Here is an 18,173-nt window from a genome sequence, read left to right on the forward strand (position 1 = left end):
GGGCCTGCGCCCGCTTACATAGTCCTCGAGTTTTCCTTTTGACGCCGCCTGAGCTGGAAAACAGCCCTAGGCGGCGTTGTCATATGAAAGAGACCCGCGAATGGTATCTGCAGCAGAGCAAATGGCGGCCAACACAAGCTGGTCCGCGCTTGGCAAGGCCACCGAGTTGCGCAAGCGCATCCTCTTCACGCTGGGGCTTTTGATCGTCTATCGGCTTGGCACCTTCATCCCGGTGCCGGGGATCGACGGCGCGGCGCTCCGCGAATTCATGGACGGCGCGCAGGCGACGATCGGCGGTATGCTTTCGATGTTCACCGGCGGCGCGCTTGGCCGGATGGGTATCTTTGCGCTCGGCATCATGCCCTATATTTCGGCGTCGATCATTGTGCAGCTTTTGACGGCGATGGTGCCGCAGTTGGAGCAGCTCAAGAAAGAGGGCGAGCAGGGCCGCAAGAAGATCAACCAGTACACGCGTTACGGTACGGTGGGTCTGGCGACACTGCAAAGCTACGGCCTCGCGGTCAGCCTGCAATCGGGCGACATGGTCACCAATCCCGGCCTTTTCTTCATCGCAAGCTGCATGATCACGCTGGTCGGCGGCACGATGTTCCTGATGTGGCTGGGCGAGCAGATCACCGCGCGCGGCGTCGGCAACGGCATCTCGCTGATCATCTTTGTCGGCATCATCGCCGAGATCCCCGCAGCCCTCGCACAGTTCTTTGCCTCTGGTCGCTCGGGCGCGATCAGCCCGGCGGTGATCGTGGGCGTGATGCTCATGGTGGTCGCGGTGATCGCCTTCGTGGTGTTCATGGAGCGCTCTCTGCGCAAGATCCATATCCAGTATCCGAAACGCCAGGTGGGGATGAAGGTCTATGACGGCGGCTCGTCGCATCTGCCGGTCAAGGTCAACCCGGCGGGCGTGATCCCGGCAATCTTTGCCTCGTCACTGCTGTTGCTGCCCGCGACTATCGGCACGTTTTCGGGCAATCAGACCAATCCGATCATGTCCACGATCATGGCCTATTTCGGCCCCGGTCAGCCGCTCTACCTGCTGTTCTTCGCGGCCATGATCATCTTCTTCACCTATTTCTACACGTTCAACGTGGCCTTCAAGCCCGATGACGTGGCCGAGAATCTGAAGAACCAGAACGGCTTTATCCCCGGCGTGCGCCCGGGCAAGCGGACCGAGGAATATATCGAATACGTGGTCAACCGTATCCTCGTGCTGGGCTCGATCTATCTGACGGCGGTCTGTCTTCTGCCCGAGGTGCTGCGCAACCAGTTCGCCATTCCGTTTTACTTCGGCGGCACGTCGGTGCTGATCGTGGTCTCGGTGACGATGGACACGATCCAGCAAGTGCAAAGCCACCTGCTCGCGCATCAATACGAAGGGCTGATCGAGAAATCGCAGCTCAGCGGCAAAGGTCGCAAGAAAGGCCGTCGCAAGGGAGGGGCACGTCGATGAACATCATTCTTCTGGGGCCGCCGGGGGCGGGCAAGGGCACGCAGGCGCATCACCTCGTCGAGAGCCGCGATATGATCCAGCTTTCGACCGGTGACATGCTGCGCGAGGCCAAGGACAGCGGCTCGGAGATGGGCCGCATCGTGGCCGACGTGATGGCGCGTGGCGATCTGGTCACCGACGATATCGTGATCGGCCTGATCCGCGAGAAGCTGCAGGGCAACAAGCAGGGCGGGTTCATCTTCGACGGGTTTCCGCGCACGCTGGCACAGGCCGATGCGCTGGCCGACCTTCTGGAAGAGCAGGACGAGACGCTCGATGCGGTGGTTGAGTTGCGCGTTGATGACGAGGCGCTGGTCGAACGGATCACCGCGCGCTCGACCTGCGGCGGCTGCGGCGAGGTCTATAACGACATCACCAAGCCCTGGCCTGCGGACGGCAAATGCGCCAAATGCGGCAGCACCGATATCAAGCGCCGCTCCGACGATAACGAGGACAGCCTGCGCAACCGGCTGATGGAATATTACAAGAAAACCTCGCCGCTGCTCGGCTATTACTATGCCAACGGGCAGCTTGCCTCGGTGGACGGTCTGGGCGACATCGACGAGGTCAAGGCGGCGATTGCGGCGGCACTTGACAAATGACGGAACGGGGGCTTGACGCCCCCTTAATTTCCCCATAACCAGCCCTATCTCGAACGCGAGATTGATTCTCGCCGGGTCGCCCCCGGCCTCGAATCGACAATCCGAATTCAGCTGCGGCCCGGAGCGAAAACCGCCTCGGGCTTACGTTGTGAAAAAAGGTTCTGGAGCTACGGAACCGCAACGAAAAAGGAAAAGACACTTGGCACGTATCGCCGGCGTTAATATCCCGACCTCCAAACGGGTCCCGATCGCCCTCACCTACATCACCGGAATCGGCCACTCTTCGGCCAAGGCCATCTGCGAAGCCGTGAACATCGACGTCTCGCGTCGCGTCAACGAGCTTTCGGATGCCGAAGCCCTGGCCCTGCGCGAGCATATCGACGCGAATTACACCGTCGAAGGCGACCTGCGTCGCGAGACGCAGATGAACGTCAAGCGCCTGATGGATCTGGGTTGCTACCGTGGCCTGCGTCACCGCCGCAACCTGCCGGTTCGCGGTCAGCGCACCCATACCAACGCACGCACCCGCAAAGGCCCCGCAAAGGCCATTGCCGGCAAGAAGAAATAAGGGAGGGCTGACCAGATGGCACGCGATACCAAACGCACCAAGAAGAAGGTCTCCAAGAACATCGCCACCGGCGTTGCTCATGTGAACTCTTCCTTCAACAACACCAAGATCCTGATTTCCGACGTGCAGGGCAACGCGATTGCGTGGTCCTCTGCCGGGACCATGGGCTTCAAGGGCTCGCGCAAATCCACGCCCTATGCCGCGCAGATGGCCGCAGAAGATGCGGGCAAAAAGGCGCAGGAACATGGCATGCGCTCGCTCGAGGTCGAGGTTCAGGGGCCGGGCTCGGGCCGCGAATCGGCGCTGCGCGCGCTGGCGGCTGTCGGCTTCAACATCACGTCGATCCGTGACGTGACGCCGATGGCCCATAACGGCTGCCGCCCGCCGAAACGCCGCCGGGTCTGATCCGACATCTATCAAAGCGGGGCCGCGCAAGGGTGCGGTCCCCTTTTCGTCATTTTACATCCTCGGGCGTTCTGGACCTTTGGACATGAGGACAGAACAGGAATGGAGGGACGCATGATCCACAAGAATTGGGCTGAACTGATCAAGCCGACACAGCTTGACGTGAAACCGGGCAATGACCCGCTGCGTCAGGCGGTTCTGGTCGCCGAACCGCTGGAGCGCGGCTTTGGTCTGACGCTTGGCAACGCGCTGCGCCGCGTGCTTTTGTCGTCGCTACAGGGGGCGGCCATCACCGCCGTGCAGATCGACAACGTGCTGCACGAGTTCTCCTCGGTGCCGGGCGTGCGCGAGGATGTGACCGATATCGTCCTCAACCTCAAGGGCGTCGCCGTCCGCATGGAAGTCGAAGGGCCCAAGCGTCTGTCGATCAATGCCAAGGGCCCCGGGGCCGTGACCGCTGCCGACATTTCCGACAGCGCGGGCATCGAGGTTCTGAACAAGGACCACGTGATCTGCCATCTCGACGAAGGTGCGGACCTTTACATGGAACTGACGGTCAACACCGGCAAGGGCTATGTCTCGGCGGACAAGAACAAGCCCGAGGATGCACCCATCGGCCTGATCCCGATCGACGCGATCTATTCGCCGATCACCCGCGTCAGCTATGATGTGCAGCCGACCCGCGAGGGCCAGGTGCTGGATTATGACAAGCTGACCATGAAGATCGAGACCGACGGCTCGATCACCCCCGATGACGCCGTGGCCTTCGCCGCGCGCATCCTTCAGGATCAGCTGTCGATCTTCGTCAACTTCGACGAGCCGGAATCGGCGGGCCGCGAGGCCGAGGATGACGGGCTGGAATTCAACCCGCTCCTGCTCAAGAAAGTCGACGAACTGGAACTGAGCGTGCGCTCGGCCAACTGTCTCAAGAACGACAACATCGTCTATATCGGTGATCTGATCCAGAAGACCGAAGCCGAGATGCTGCGCACCCCGAACTTCGGCCGCAAGTCGCTCAACGAGATCAAGGAAGTGCTCTCGGGCATGGGTCTGCATCTCGGCATGGATGTCGAGGACTGGCCGCCGGACGATATCGAGGACCTCGCCAAGAAGTTCGAGGACGCCTTTTGAGATAAGGGGACGGAACCTTCAAAAGGTTCCGTTCCGATTTCTTTTCAAGAAATCGGTGCTCCCCGAAGACCCGGGCAATCCCGCCCCAAGGAGAGCGGCTGACACGCATCAGACCGCCAGACAAAGCAAAAACGCTTAGGAGATAGAAAATGCGTCACGCCAGAGGATACCGCCGCCTGAACCGCACCCACGAGCACCGCAAGGCGCTGTGGGCGAACATGGCCGGCTCGCTCATCGAACATGAGCAGATCAAGACCACCCTGCCCAAGGCCAAGGAACTGCGCCGGATCATGGAAAAGATGGTCACGCTCGGCAAGCGCGGTGATCTGCACGCGCGCCGTCAGGCCGCAGCCCAGCTCAAGCAGGACATCCACGTTGCCAAGCTCTTCGACGTGCTGGGACCCCGCTACAAGGACCGTCAGGGTGGCTATGTGCGCGTGCTCAAGGCCGGGTTCCGCTATGGCGACATGGCGCCGATGGCGATCATCGAGTTCGTCGATCGCGACGTCGATGCCAAAGGTGCCGCAGACCGCGCCCGTGTTGCCGCCGAAGAGGCCGCAGAAGAATAAGCCACGCCAATTATTGGCCCGGCCCTGACCCCCGCCCTCACCGGCGGGGGTTTTGCGTTTGTGGGATTAGAGTATTTGGACCAAGAAGAAACGCAGCGGGCTTGCATTGCTCTGCCGCGCCGCGCATATCTCGGGCGATCCGCCGAACCGAGGGAGGCCGCCGTTGATCCGCATCCTGTCGCTCATATTGATCCTGGTCGCGGCCCCGCTTGCCGCCGAGATGCGCGTGCCGATGATCGTCGCGCCCGAAGTGCTGTCGCACAACCCGACCCGGACGAGCGACCGCGCCGCCCTGCCAGAGATGGTGCTTGTGGAAGGCCCCGGCCCCTATGGCGTTTGGACCACGCTCACGCTGAGCATCGAGGTGATGCGCAACGGGCGGCGCATGGCGCTGCGGCTGCGGCTATGAGCGATCTCTTTGATACCGGCGACACGCCTGCACCCAAGGGGGCGCCGCGCCCGCTGGCGGACCGGCTGCGCCCCCGTGCCCTGTCGGAGGTGATCGGACAGGATCAGGTGCTGGGCGCGGATGCGCCGCTTGGCGTGATGCTGGCCTCGGGCAGCCTGACCTCGCTGATTTTCTGGGGGCCGCCCGGGGTGGGCAAGACCACCATCGCGCGGCTTCTAGCGGATGAGACCGACCTGCATTTTGTGCAGATCAGCGCGATTTTCACCGGCGTGCCGGAGTTGCGCAAGGTCTTTGAGGAGGCCAAGCATCGACGCGCGAACGGGCAGGGCACGCTGCTATTCGTCGATGAGATTCACCGGTTCAACAAGGCGCAGCAGGACGGGTTCCTGCCGCATATGGAGGATGGCACGATCCTTCTTGTGGGGGCCACGACCGAAAACCCGTCGTTTGAGTTGAACGCGGCGCTGCTCAGCCGGTCGCAGGTGTTGGTGCTGACGCGGCTCGACCTCGCGGATCTCGAACATCTGGCGCAGCGGGCCGAGAAGGATCTGGGCCGCGCCCTGCCGCTCGACGGTCCGGCGCGTGAGAGCCTGCTGGAAATGGCCGATGGCGACGGGCGTGCGCTGCTCAATCTGATCGAGCAGATGGCGGCGTGGAGCACCGATGGCAAGCTGGGCCGCGACGCGCTGGCCGCGCGGCTGATGAAGCGGGCAGCGAAATACGACAAGTCGGGCGATGAGCACTACAACCTCATCTCGGCGCTGCACAAATCGGTGCGCGGGTCCGACCCCGACGCCGCACTTTATTGGCTGGCGCGGATGCTGGAGGGTGGTGAGGACCCGCGTTACCTGGCGCGCCGCATCACCCGGATGGCGGTGGAGGATATCGGCCTTGCCGACCCGCAGGCGCAAACGGTCTGCCTGCATGCCTGGGAACTTTATGAACGCCTCGGCAGTCCCGAGGGCGAGTTGGCGCTGGCGCAGGCGGTGACGTATCTTGCGCTCGCGCCCAAATCGAACGCGGGCTATGCCGCCTACAAGGCCGCGATACGCGAGGCCAAGAAGAGCGGCAGCGAACCGCCGCCCAAGCACATCCTGAACGCTCCGACCAAGCTCATGCGCGACGAGGGCTATGGCGCGGGCTATGCCTATGACCACGATGCCGAGGATGCGTTTTCGGGGCAGAACTACTTTCCCGAGACGATGAAACGCCCGGTTCTCTACCAGCCGGTAGAGCGTGGATTCGAACGCGAACTCAAAAAACGACTCGACTATTTTTCACGTCTGCGCGAGCGGCGCGGCGGGTGAAATGGTGTCCTGCCGGAAAAAACCTCAGGATTACTGACCTTTAAAACTTCGGCGTTTTCCGGAATAGAGTCTGGAAAGCCGGAGGATTTCGTGTTTTGTTTTCAATATGTCGTATTTGAGCATCCTGACCATGGGTCAGCAAAGGAAGCTTTCGGAGAGGGCCATGACAGGGGCCTCTCCAATGACAGATCAACAACAAAACAGGGAAGTCTCATGACAAAGAAAACCGACAAGGTCCTTATGGACAGGCTGGCAAGTGCCGCGCGCTCCGGCGATATCTCGCGCCGGTCGTTCATGCATTTTGCCGCCGCTGCGGGCATGACTGCCTCTGCCGCGACCGGCCTCTGGGGTACATCGGCCGCCGCACAACCGAGCCGGGGCGGCACGTTCCGCTGGGGTGTGCATGACGGCAACAGCTCTGACACGCATGACCCGGGCACCTATGTGACGCGGCAGATGATCTTTCTGGCGCACACGCATCGCAGCTATCTGACGCTGATCGAGCCCGACAATTCGCTCGGCCCGGATGTGGCGACGAGCTGGGAGGCGACGCCGGACGCCAAGGAATGGACGTTCGAGCTCAATCCCGATGCGTCGTTCCACAGCGGCAAGCCGGTGACGGCGCAGGACGTGATCGACAGCCTCAACCACCACCGTGGCGACGCGTCCACCTCGGCGGCCAAGGCGCTGTTGACGGATGTGACGGATATCAAGGCGGATGGCGAGAATGCCGTTGTCATCTCGCTGGCGCGCGGCAATGCCGACCTGCCCTGGCTGATGACCGACTATCACTTTGCGATCTGCCCGTCGAATGGTGACGGCACGATCGACTGGAAGTCCGGCGACGGCTGCGGTCCCTACAAGATCGAGTCGGGTGAATTCGGCATTCAGTGGGCGCTCAGCCGTCACGATGGCTGGCACGGCGAGGGGGCCTATTTCGACAAGGTCGAGATGCTGATCCTGAACGACCCGAATGCGCGTCAGACCGCGCTTGTCACCGGCGATGTGAACTGCGTCTCGCTGATCGAGCTCAAGACGCTTGCGCTGCTGGAGCGTAATCCTGACATCAAGGTCGACAACATCCCGTCGGGTGGCGCGATCACGATGCCGATGCATTGCGACACGGCACCGTTCGATGATGTGAACGTGCGCAACGCGCTGAAACTCGCGATGAACCGCGACGAGATCATCGAGAAGATCTCGTTCGGGGCGGCCACCAAGGGCAACGATTTCCACCTTTCGCCGGTGCAGCCCTATTGGCCCGAGGATATCCCGCAGCGCGAATACGATCCGGATCAGGCGAAATCGCTGCTCAAGAAGGCCGGGCAAGAGGGGCTTTCGGTCAACATGTCGGTGGCCGACAGCGTCTATACCGGTGCGGTCGACATGTGCGTCCTCTATGCCGAACAGGCCAAGGCGGCGGGTATCAACATCAATGTCGTGCGCGAGCCGAATGATGGCTACTACTCCGATGTCTGGCTGAAAAAGCCGTTCTCGGCCGTCTCCTGGGGCGCGCGCCCGACGCCGGACGTGATGTTCACGCTGGCCTACAAGGACGACGCAGCCTGGAACGAGAGCCGCTGGCAGAACGAACGCTTCAACGAGCTGCTGCTTCAGGCGAAGGGTGAGCTTGACGAGAGCCTGCGTGCCGAGATGTATCGCGAGATGTGCGTGCTGATGCGCGACGATGGCGGCACGATTATCCCGTTCTTCAACAACTGGGTCTATGCCCGTGGCAAGGGTGTGGAGCGTGGCGAGGATGTCGCGGCCAGCTGGAGCTGTGACGGTGCCCGCGCCGCGAGCCGTTGGTGGTTCTCGACATAACGCCCTGATCCGGCCCGGTCCCCGAAAAGGGGGCCGGGTCTTTCACTGCCGGTGGCGGGTCTGTCCCGCCTCCGGTTTCGCCAATCCGGTCGCACTCGCAAATACCAAAAAACAAAGCGCGACCGCAGACACAGAACACTGTGCGCCTGAGCCGAAAACGGCCCGCCGGAACAAGGCGGCAGGCAGAAACAGCAGGAGGGAAAGATGGGGGACATCCTAGGGCTCGTTGCGAAACGGCTCGGTCTCGGACTGATCATCCTATTGGTCATATCCGTCATCATATTTTTCATGGTCGAGCTTTTGCCCGGTGACATCGCCGAGGCGGTGCTGGGGCAGGGCGCGACGCCCGAAAACCTGGCCGCATTACGCAAGGAGATGGGCCTCGATCAACCGGCCATCGTGCGCTACCTCGACTGGTTGTCGGGTGCGGTGATGCTCGATTTCGGCAATTCCATCGTAACCGGCACAAGCGTGTCGCAGACGATCAGCGAACGTTTTGCCAACACGCTGTTTCTGGCGACCTACGCGGCCGCCATTGCGGTGCCGATCTCGATCGTTCTGGGGATCATCGTTGCCCTGCTGCGCAACTCGATCTTCGACCGGGTGGCCAACGTGGCGACGCTCACCTCGATCTCCAGCCCCGAATTCTTTCTGGGCTATATCCTGATCCTCTATCTGGCGGTCAAGACGAGCATGTTCCCGGCGATTGCCAGCCTGAGTTCTGACATGGATTTCGGCGATCTGCTCTATCGCACCTTCCTGCCCGCGCTGACGCTGGTGCTGGTGGTGACCGCCCACATGATGCGGATGACACGTGCCGCGATCATCAACCTTCTGGCCTCGCCCTATATCGAGATGGCCCGGCTCAAGGGCACACCGCCCTGGAAGGTGATCGTCAAACACGCCCTGCCCAATGCCTGGGCCCCGATCATCAACGTGGTGGCGCTGAACCTTGCCTATCTCATCACCGGCGTGGTGCTGGTGGAGGTGGTGTTCGTCTACCCCGGTATCGGACAGGCCCTCGTGGACGCGGTCAGCAAACGCGACTTCCCGGTGGTTCAGGCCTGCTGCCTGATCTTCGCGGCGACCTTCATCCTGCTCAATCTGGCAGCCGATGTGGGCGCGATCCTGACAAATCCGCGCCTGCGGCATCCGAAATAAGGGGGCAGAGACATGAGTGTTTTCGTCATTATCTACTATACTCTGCTACTCGGCGCGTCCTGCCTTGCGGCTTACTTCAACAAGCGGTCGGCGTTCCTGCTGATCTTCTCGCTGACCCTGGTGTCGTTCATCCTCGGCATCGTTGGCGGACCGGGCGCGTTGCGCAGCGTGGCGATCGCGGCGGGGCTTCTGGCGCTGGCGGCTATGGTTTCCTACGCCTTCCGCGAGTTCCTGATCGTCATCGCCTCGACCAATATGGCCAAGGAGTTGCGCACGGCGCCGCTGACGGCGGCCTTCGGGATGTTCGTGATCTTCACCTATGCGATTGCAGGCATTTTCGCGCCGGTGATCGCGCCGTTCGGTGAGGCCGAGATCATCTCCTCGGCCTTTGCACCGGCGGATGAGACGATGCTGCTGGGGGCCGACCAACTGGGCCGCGACATGTTCAGCCGCATCATCTACGGCGCGCGCAATACCGTGGCCCTGGCGCTTGCCGGGACGGTGCTTGCCTTCCTTCTGGGCGCGCTCGCGGGGCTGCTGGCGGCGGTCAATGGCGGCTGGTTCGATCAGCTCATTGCCCGCACCTCGGACGTGATCATGTCGATCCCGTCGCTGATCTTCGCGCTACTGATGCTGTCGATCTTCGGGGGCGAGTTGGCCAATGACACGACGAGTTTCTGGTTGCTGACCGGGTTCATGATGGTGACCGGACTGCTGGTCGTGACGGCGGTGTTCGAGAACAACATCATCGGCTGGGCCATCGGGCTGGCGGCGCTGGTCGGGGTATCGGTGGCCTTTGCCGGGTTCATGCTGATCATCTTCAACCCGTCCGAGATCATTCTCGTGCTGGTGGTCGCGGTGATCTACAGCCCGCGCGTCTTCCGCCTGACACGGGCGGTCGCGGGAAATGTCGTGGTGATGGACTATATCGAAGCGGCCAAGCTGCGCGGTGAAAAGACATGGTATCTGATCCGCCGGGAAATCCTGCCCAACTCGACCGCGCCGCTGGTGGCGGAATTCGGGCTGGAATTCTGCTTCGTGTTCCTGCTGATCGCGGGCCTGTCGTTCCTCGGCCTCGGCATTCAGCCGCCGACGGCGGATTGGGGCTCGATGGTGCGCGAGAACGCGACGCTGGTTTCGTTCGGTGAGATCACGCCGCTTATCCCCGCGGCAGCCATCGCGCTTCTGACCGTCGCGGTCAATTTCGTGGTGGACTGGATGCTCTACCGCTCCTCTGGACTGAAGGTGTAATCGTCATGATCAAGAAAAAAGACGTATTGCTGAAAATCCGTGACCTGAAGATCCAGGGCTATTCGGATGAAACCTGGGTCGATATCATCAAGGGTATCGACCTGACCCTGCACCGGGGCGAGGTGATGGGGCTGATCGGCGAATCGGGTGCGGGCAAATCCACCATCGGTGCTGCCTGCATGGGCTATGCTCGCGACGGCACCCGCATTGTCGACAGCTCGATCGAGTTCGACGGGATGGAATTGACCACCGCCACCGAGGCCGACCGGCGCATGCTGCGCGGTTCGCGCATCGCCTATGTTGCGCAATCGGCGGCGGCGTCCTTCAACCCGGCGCACAAGATCATCGACCAGCACACCGAGGCGCCGCTCCAGTACCGGCTCAAGAAACGGATGGAGGCGCAAGAGGACGCGATGGAGCTTTACGAAAAGCTCCGGCTGCCGAATCCACAGGAAATCGGATTTCGCTATCCGCACCAAGTCTCGGGCGGGCAGCTGCAGCGCGCGATGACCGCGATGGCGATGTCCTGCCGTCCCGATCTCATCATCTTTGACGAGCCAACGACGGCGCTTGACGTGACCACGCAGATCGAGGTTCTCTCTGCCATCAGAGATATCGTGGACGAGTTTAACACCGCCGCGATTTACATCACCCACGACCTCGCGGTGGTGGCGCAGATGGCCGATACGATCAAGGTGCTGCTCAAGGGCGAAGAGGTCGAGGAGGCATCGACCCGCGAGATGCTCGAGAACCCGAAAGAGGATTACACCAAATCCCTCTGGGCCGTGCGTGGCTTCAAGAGTCCGCAGCGCCACCGACCGACCGACGGCACCCCGCCGCTGATTTCGGTCAAGAATGTGGATGCCTCCTACACCGGCGGCGAGAAGGTGCTCGATGATGTGAGCTTCGACATCTACCCCGGCATGACCGTCGCGGTGGTGGGCGAATCCGGCTCGGGCAAATCCACCACGGCGCGGGTGATCACGGGCCTGCTGCCGCCGTCCAAGGGCGAGGTGCTGTTCAAGGGCGAGCCGTTCCCGCCCGATTACCGCAACCGCACCAAGGACCAGTTGCGCCAGTGCCAGATGATCTACCAGATGGCCGACACCGCGCTCAATCCCAAGGTGCGGATCTCCGAGATCATCGGGCGACCGGCGGCGTTCTATTCCGGGCTCAAGGGGGTCGCGCTGAAGAACCGGATCGACGAGCTTCTCGACCTGATCGAGCTTGAACCGGCGCAGTATTACAACCGCTACCCGGCAGAGCTTTCAGGCGGACAGAAACAGCGCATCGGTATCGCCCGCGCCCTCGCCGCCGAGCCGACCTTCATCGTGTGTGACGAGGTGACATCGGCACTCGATCAGCTGGTGGCCGAAGGCATTCTGCGGCTGCTCGACCGGCTCCAGAACGAGCTGAACCTCGCCTATATGTTCATCACCCATGACCTTGCGACGGTGCGGTCCATCGCCGACGAGGTGGTGGTGATGCAGCATGGCAAGGTGGTGGAGCAGGGGCCCAAGGACGAGATGTTCACGCCGCCGCACCATCCCTATACCGATCTGTTGCTCAGTTCGGTGCCCGAGATGGATCCCGACTGGCTGACCACGCTGCTGGAAGAGCGCGGCGTCGATAATGTGGGCGATGCGGCATCGGCCAAGATCGACCCGAAAGACGCCAAGGTCACCTGACCCTGGACGAACAACAAAACGGCGGGGGGAAGCCTCCGCCGTTTTTCATGTCGGGATCTGCGTTACCTGGGGTGCTTAGAGAATCGCCATGGCCGACAGCACGAAAGTGCCGATGATCGCGCCATAGACGATCACCACGGCCTGCCAGGAGGCCGAGTGCATACGCAGTTCGCGGTTCAGTTCGTCGCGTGTCATGGGCTTGCCTCCTGCCTCGCGGTTTCGCATGCGAACGGCGCGCCGCTCACAAGGCGCACATAAGCGATAAATGTGGCGGCGCAATGATAAAAGCGCCGAAAATCCATGCATTTTCGACAACCCACATGGGCGTTTTCGACATATCGAGCGAATGCGAAGGGGCGTGGTCTGAAAGCGACGTCGCAATTGGCCTGAGCCTGATATTTACCGAACGGAATTCTCGAAAAATTCCGTGCAAGAAGACTTGAAGTTTTCTTGTCCGGTTTCTCTTGAAGAAAACGGCGGCGATCCGAGACCGAGCGGTCCGATCCAGGCCAAAGGCCCGCCGCCCAATCGGTCAGGCGGAATTGCCCTGCAATGGCATCACCGACAACTCGCCCTCCTGCCGCGCCTTGATCGCCAATGCCGCCGCGTGCGATCCGGCCACGGTGGTGAAATAGGGGATCTTGTCATAAAGCGCGACCGAGCGGATCTCGCGGCTGTCCTCGACCGCCTGCACGCCCTCGGTGGTGTTCATCACAAGTGCGATCTCACCATCCTTGAGCAGGTCGACGATATTGGGTCGGCCCTCATAGACCTTGTTGACCACCTCGCAGGCCAATCCCGCCTCGGTCAGGAACGCCGCCGTGCCGCGTGTCGCGACAAGGGTAAAGCCCCGATCCGTGAGCACCTGCGCGGTTTCCACAAGCTGCGGGGTCTTGTCGCTGTCCTTGATCGACACGAACACGCGGCCCCCCTCGGGCAGGTCCACACCCGCCCCCATCTGCGCCTTGAGGAAGGCACGCGGGAAGGACACGTCCCAGCCCATCACCTCGCCGGTGGAGCGCATTTCAGGGCCGAGGATCGTATCGACACCGGGGAAGCGGGCAAACGGCAGCACCGCCTCCTTGACCGAGAACCACGGCATGTCGGGATCGGCCAGCGTCATCTGGTCGGCCATCGGCAGGCTGCCGGGCTTGGTGTCGCGCGGGTAGGGGCCGCGATAGGGGAAGGACGCCATCGTCTCGCCCGCCATCAGCCGTGCGGCGATGGAGGCGATGGCGCTATCCGTTGCCTTGGCGACGAAGGGCACGGTGCGGCTGGCGCGCGGGTTTACCTCGATCAGGTAGATATCCTCGCCCTTGACCGCGAATTGCACATTCATAAGCCCGACGACATTGAGCGCGCGCGCGAGTGCCTCGGTCTGGGTCTTGATCTCGGCGATGGTGGCGGCGGAGAGCGAATAGGGCGGCAGCGAGCAGGCGCTGTCGCCCGAATGCACGCCGGCCTCCTCGATGTGCTGCATGATTCCGGCGACATGCACGTTCTCGCCATCGCAGAGCGCATCGACGTCGCATTCGATGGCCCCCGACAGATAGCTGTCGAGCAAGACGGGGCTCTTGCCCGACACCACAACCGCCTCGGCGATGTAGCGTTCCAGATGGGCCATGTCGCGCACGATCTCCATCGCGCGGCCGCCCAGTACGTAGGACGGTCGGATGACCAGCGGGAAGCCGATGCTCTCGGCAATGGCAAGCGCCTGCGCGTCCGTCGAGGCGATGCCGTTCTTGGGTTGCTTGAGGCCCAGCTTGACCACCAGCTCCTGAAACCGCTCGCGGTCCTCGGCCAGATCGATGGCGTCGGGGGTGGTCCCGAGGATCGGGATGCCCTCGGCCTCCAGCCCGCGCGCCAGCTTGAGCGGCGTCTGCCCGCCGAATTGCACGATCACGCCGTGCAGCGTGCCGTTCTCCTGTTCGACGCGCAGGATTTCCATCACATGCTCGAATGTCAGCGGCTCGAAGTAGAGCCGGTCCGAGGTGTCGTAATCGGTGCTGACCGTCTCGGGGTTGCAGTTGATCATGATCGTCTCGTAACCCGCATCGCTGAGCGCGAAACAGGCGTGACAGCAGCAGTAATCGAACTCGATCCCCTGACCGATCCGGTTCGGCCCGCCGCCCAAGATGACGACCTTCTTCGCGTCAGAGGGCCGCGCCTCGCATTCCACCTCGCCCATCATCGGGGCCTCGTAGGTGGAATACATGTAGGGCGTCTGCGCCTCGAATTCGGCGGCGCAGGTGTCGATCCGCTTGAAGACCGCGTGCACACCCAGATTGACGCGGGCGCGGCGCACCTGCTCCTCGTCGCGACCCGTCAGCATGGCAAGCCGCGCATCGGTAAAGCCCATCATCTTGAGATGGCGCAGGCCGTCCTCGGTCATCGGCAGGCCGTCGCGGCGGATTTGCGCTTCGGCCTCGACGATCTCGCGGATACGGGCGAGGAACCACGGGTCAAACGCCGTGGCGGCGTTGATCTCGTCATCGCTGAGGCCGTGGCGCATCGCCTGCGCGATGGTGCGCATCCGGTCGGGGGTGGCGACCGAGAGCGCGCGGGTGATCGCGGCCTTGTCCGGCGCGCCCTCGATTTCCACCTCATCAAAGCCCGAAAGGCCGGTTTCCATCGAGGCGAGCGCCTTTTGCAGGCTCTCGTGGATCGTGCGGCCAATCGCCATCGCCTCGCCCACCGATTTCATCGCGGTGGTCAGATGCGGCTTGGAGCCGGGGAATTTCTCGAAGGCAAAGCGTGGGATCTTGGTGACCACGTAATCAATCGTAGGCTCGAAACTCGCGGGCGTCACCTTGGTGATGTCGTTGTCCAACTCGTCGAGCGTATAGCCCACGGCCAGCTTGGCCGCGATCTTGGCAATCGGAAAGCCCGTGGCCTTGGAGGCAAGCGCCGAGGAGCGCGACACGCGCGGGTTCATCTCGATCACAACCATGCGCCCGTCTTCGGGGTTGATGGCCCATTGCACGTTGGAGCCGCCGGTCTCGACCCCGATCTCGCGCAGCACGGCAATCGAGCCGTTGCGCATGATCTGGTATTCCTTGTCGGTCAGCGTGAGGGCAGGGGCCACGGTGATCGAATCGCCGGTGTGCACGCCCATCGGATCGACGTTTTCGATGGAGCAGACGATGATTGCGTTATCCGCACGGTCGCGGACCACCTCCATCTCGAATTCCTTCCAGCCCAAGAGGCTCTCGTCGATCAGGATCTGGCTGACCGGCGAGGCGTCGAGGCCGGATTTGCAGTAGTGGATGTAATCGTCACGGTTATAGGCGACGCCGCCGCCGGTGCCGCCCAACGTATAGGCCGGGCGGATGATCGCGGGCAGGCCGACATAGTCGATCGCCGCCATGCATTCATCCATGTTGTTGGCGATGGTGGCCTTGGGGTTCTCGATGCCCAGGCGATCCATCGCCTCGCGGAAGAGCTTGCGATCTTCTGCCATTTCAATAGCTTGCCGGTTCGCGCCGATCAGTTCCACACCGAATTTCTCCAGCACGCCCATATCGGCCACGGCGAGCGCGGTGTTGAGGCCGGTCTGCCCGCCCATCGTCGGCAGCAATGCGTCGGGGCGCTCCTTCTCGATGATCTTGGCCACGGTCTCGGGGGTGATCGGCTCGATATAGGTGGCGTCGGCGAGGCCGGGGTCGGTCATGATCGTCGCGGGGTTCGAGTTTACAAGGATGACGCGGTAGCCTTCTTCGCGCAGGGCCTTGCACGCCTGTGCGCCGGAATAGTCGAATTCGCAGGCCTGTCCGATGATGATGGGCCCCGCTCCGATGATCATGATGGATGAGATATCGGTTCTTTTCGGCATATCGGTCCTCGGGCAGCTGAATGACCGCGCGGGCCGGAGGGGCGCGCGCGCAAATTGGTGGGGTTATATCCATGATCCGCCCGTGTGCAAGGGGCAAACCCGGCGCGGGTTCAAGAGGTTTCGGGCATCTCCGGCGCGTCCTCCAGAATGACCCGGTCGAGCGCGCCCATGCCCGCGCCGTCGCGCTGCGGATAAAGGATCAGCCGGTCGATCACCTGCCCGCTGAGCGCGCCTGCCTCAAAGCGCGTGAACCCCGGCTGCGCGGGGGCGGCGACAAAGCGGTCGCCCGCCACCAGAAGATCGCCGAGATAGCCCTCGACCCGCACTTCGGGCGCGCCGCGCTCGGACTGCCAGTCGAGCGAGACGAAGGTGAAGGGTGCGTCCCGCAGGATTGCGATGCCGCTGCGCTGTCCCATGGCACCCTCGATCTCGGTTGGGCCATCGGTGCCGTCGCCTGACTTTTCCGCGGTCGAGATCATCGCGTTGCGCGTGGCGATGCGGTAGCCGTCCTCTTGCATTTCTTGCGGCGCAGGCCCTTCGCCCGGTCCCTCAAACCCGATCGAGACCTGCCCTACCCCGGCCATCCCGGCGCAGAGGCAGAGGCCCAGAATGCCGCCCTGCAAAAGAAGTCTCATCAATCCGGTCCTGAAATCGCCCTTGGGTCTGAGCGTCGCGCCTGCAATGCTTTGTGTCAAGCGCAGGGGCTTGCGCAAAACCGGATCAAAGCGGCGCTTTTGTGGGTGTCTTTCGGTGCCGCGCGGCCTAAATACCGCAGCACCTGTGCAAGAGGATGCAACGTGCAGATTCGTTTCGATCATGGACCGACCGGGGAGGCCTGCCAGTTCGCGCAGGCCGCACAGCTGATCGTGGCGCATGAGCCGGACGAGGTGCCTGCCGCCCTGGCCGCGATGGACGACGCGCGCGCAATGGGCCAATGGCTCGCGGGGTTTGCCAGCTACGAATTGGGCCATGCGTTCGAGCCGCGCCTTGCCGCGACCTTGCCCGCGCACCGCCGCCTGCCACTTTTGCAATTCGGCGTGTTCGAGGCCCCGCTTGACGCGGCCCCCATACGCTCCGGCCCTGCGCAGCTAAGCGAGATGCGCCCCGATTGGGACGCGCGCCGCTACGCACAGGCGTTCCAGACCGTGCATGACTATATCTGTGCGGGCGATATCTATCAGGCGAACCTGACCTTTCCGATCCGGATGCGGGCGACGGGGACGCCGCAGGCGCTCTATGCCGCGTTGAGCCAGATCCAACCGGTGCGCTATGGCGCTTTGATCGAGGCCGAGGGGCTGCCCGCGATCCTGTCGCGCTCGCCGGAACTGTTCTTTCGCACCGATGCCGCGGGCGGGATCGAGACCCGGCCGATGAAGGGCACGCAGCCGCGCAGCAACGACGCGATGGAGGATGCGCGACGCCGGTTCTTCCTGCAATCGGATGAAAAGAACCGCGCCGAGAACCTGATGATCGTGGACCTTTTGCGCAATGATATCAGCCGGGTGAGCGTGCCCGGCTCTGTGTGCGTGCCGGAACTCTTCAGCGTCGAAAGCTATGAGACGGTGCACCAGATGACCTCGCTCATCGCCGCCGATCTGGCACCTGACATGCGGCTCTCGGACATCCTGCGCGCGCTTTTCCCATGCGGGTCGATCACCGGCGCGCCGAAGCTGCGGGCGATGCAGATCCTCGCCGATCTCGAAGGCGCCGCGCGCGAGATCTATTGCGGCTCCATCGGCTGGGCCGCGCCGGACGGGCGCGCGGAATTCAACGTCGCCATTCGCACGCTGCTGCTGGAGCAGGGGCAGGCCACGCTCAACGTCGGCGGGGGCGTTGTCTATGACAGCACCGCCGAAGGCGAATATGAAGAGGCGCTGTGGAAGGCGCGCTTTGCCCGCGCGCTGATGCCGGTCCCGGCGTGA

15 protein-coding genes are annotated in these 18,173 nt (G+C 62.7%); 13 read left to right on the forward strand and 2 right to left on the reverse strand.

All coding sequences use genetic code 11. From position 1 onward, the window contains the following. The first annotated feature begins 100 nt into the window (after positions 1–100). The 12 genes from secY (at position 101) to BMX04_RS07380 (ending at position 12,419) form a co-directional block, all read left to right on the forward strand. Positions 101–1,465 (forward strand): preprotein translocase subunit SecY, encoded by a 1,365-nt coding sequence (gene secY / locus BMX04_RS07325; RefSeq protein WP_050663317.1) that lies wholly within the window; start codon positions 101–103, stop codon positions 1,463–1,465. Beyond that, positions 1,462–2,106 (forward strand): adenylate kinase, encoded by a 645-nt coding sequence (locus BMX04_RS07330; RefSeq protein WP_074785648.1) that lies wholly within the window; start codon positions 1,462–1,464, stop codon positions 2,104–2,106. The genes secY and BMX04_RS07330 overlap by 4 nt, the downstream gene beginning before the upstream one ends. A gap of 199 nt (positions 2,107–2,305) precedes the next feature. Beyond that, positions 2,306–2,674 (forward strand): 30S ribosomal protein S13, encoded by a 369-nt coding sequence (gene rpsM / locus BMX04_RS07335; protein WP_050663315.1) that lies wholly within the window; start codon positions 2,306–2,308, stop codon positions 2,672–2,674. A 15-nt stretch (positions 2,675–2,689) separates the two neighbouring features. Next, a complete protein-coding gene (gene rpsK, locus BMX04_RS07340; protein WP_050663314.1) occupies positions 2,690–3,079 on the forward strand; it encodes a 30S ribosomal protein S11 in 390 nt (129 codons plus the stop codon). Between the two features lie 114 nt (positions 3,080–3,193). Further along, complete coding sequence (locus BMX04_RS07345) at positions 3,194–4,210, forward strand: DNA-directed RNA polymerase subunit alpha (RefSeq protein ID WP_074785798.1); 1,017 nt, start codon at positions 3,194–3,196, stop codon at positions 4,208–4,210. Positions 4,211–4,359: 149 nt separating this feature from the next. Further along, on the forward strand, positions 4,360–4,779 hold the full coding sequence (rplQ, locus tag BMX04_RS07350; RefSeq protein WP_074785649.1) for a 50S ribosomal protein L17: 420 nt from the start codon (positions 4,360–4,362) through the stop codon (positions 4,777–4,779). Between the two features lie 163 nt (positions 4,780–4,942). Then, entirely contained in the window at positions 4,943–5,188 is a 246-nt protein-coding gene (locus BMX04_RS07355) for a hypothetical protein (RefSeq protein ID WP_139194521.1), read from the forward strand. Then, positions 5,185–6,495, forward strand: a complete 1,311-nt coding sequence (locus tag BMX04_RS07360; protein WP_074785651.1) for a replication-associated recombination protein A — start codon at positions 5,185–5,187, stop codon at positions 6,493–6,495. Before BMX04_RS07355 ends, BMX04_RS07360 begins: the two co-directional genes overlap by 4 nt. A gap of 213 nt (positions 6,496–6,708) precedes the next feature. Further along, positions 6,709–8,319, forward strand: a complete 1,611-nt coding sequence (locus BMX04_RS07365) for an ABC transporter substrate-binding protein (RefSeq protein ID WP_074785652.1) — start codon at positions 6,709–6,711, stop codon at positions 8,317–8,319. A gap of 204 nt (positions 8,320–8,523) precedes the next feature. Continuing rightward, positions 8,524–9,480, forward strand: coding sequence for an ABC transporter permease (locus BMX04_RS07370; RefSeq protein ID WP_050663309.1), 957 nt, complete (start codon positions 8,524–8,526; stop codon positions 9,478–9,480). A gap of 12 nt (positions 9,481–9,492) precedes the next feature. Then, entirely contained in the window at positions 9,493–10,731 is a 1,239-nt protein-coding gene (locus BMX04_RS07375; RefSeq protein ID WP_050663308.1) for an ABC transporter permease, read from the forward strand. A gap of 5 nt (positions 10,732–10,736) precedes the next feature. Further along, complete coding sequence (locus BMX04_RS07380; protein WP_074785653.1) at positions 10,737–12,419, forward strand: ABC transporter ATP-binding protein; 1,683 nt, start codon at positions 10,737–10,739, stop codon at positions 12,417–12,419. A gap of 532 nt (positions 12,420–12,951) precedes the next feature. On the opposite strand, the gene carB is transcribed toward BMX04_RS07380, so the two are convergent. Both carB and BMX04_RS07390 read right to left on the reverse strand, forming a co-directional pair. Further along, on the reverse strand, positions 12,952–16,251 hold the full coding sequence (gene carB / locus BMX04_RS07385; RefSeq protein ID WP_074785654.1) for a carbamoyl-phosphate synthase large subunit: 3,300 nt from the start codon (positions 16,249–16,251) through the stop codon (positions 12,952–12,954). A 110-nt stretch (positions 16,252–16,361) separates the two neighbouring features. After that, a complete protein-coding gene (locus tag BMX04_RS07390) occupies positions 16,362–16,886 on the reverse strand; it encodes a hypothetical protein (protein WP_074785655.1) in 525 nt (174 codons plus the stop codon). A gap of 162 nt (positions 16,887–17,048) precedes the next feature. Between BMX04_RS07390 and BMX04_RS07395 the strand changes: the two genes are divergently transcribed. After that, positions 17,049–18,173 carry an aminodeoxychorismate synthase component I gene (locus BMX04_RS07395; protein ID WP_074785656.1) on the forward strand — a complete coding sequence of 375 codons (1,125 nt, stop codon included), beginning with the start codon at positions 17,049–17,051 and terminating at the stop codon, positions 18,171–18,173.

It is taken from the genome of Roseovarius tolerans (assembly GCF_900109855.1).
Lineage (GTDB): Bacteria > Pseudomonadota > Alphaproteobacteria > Rhodobacterales > Rhodobacteraceae > Roseovarius > Roseovarius tolerans.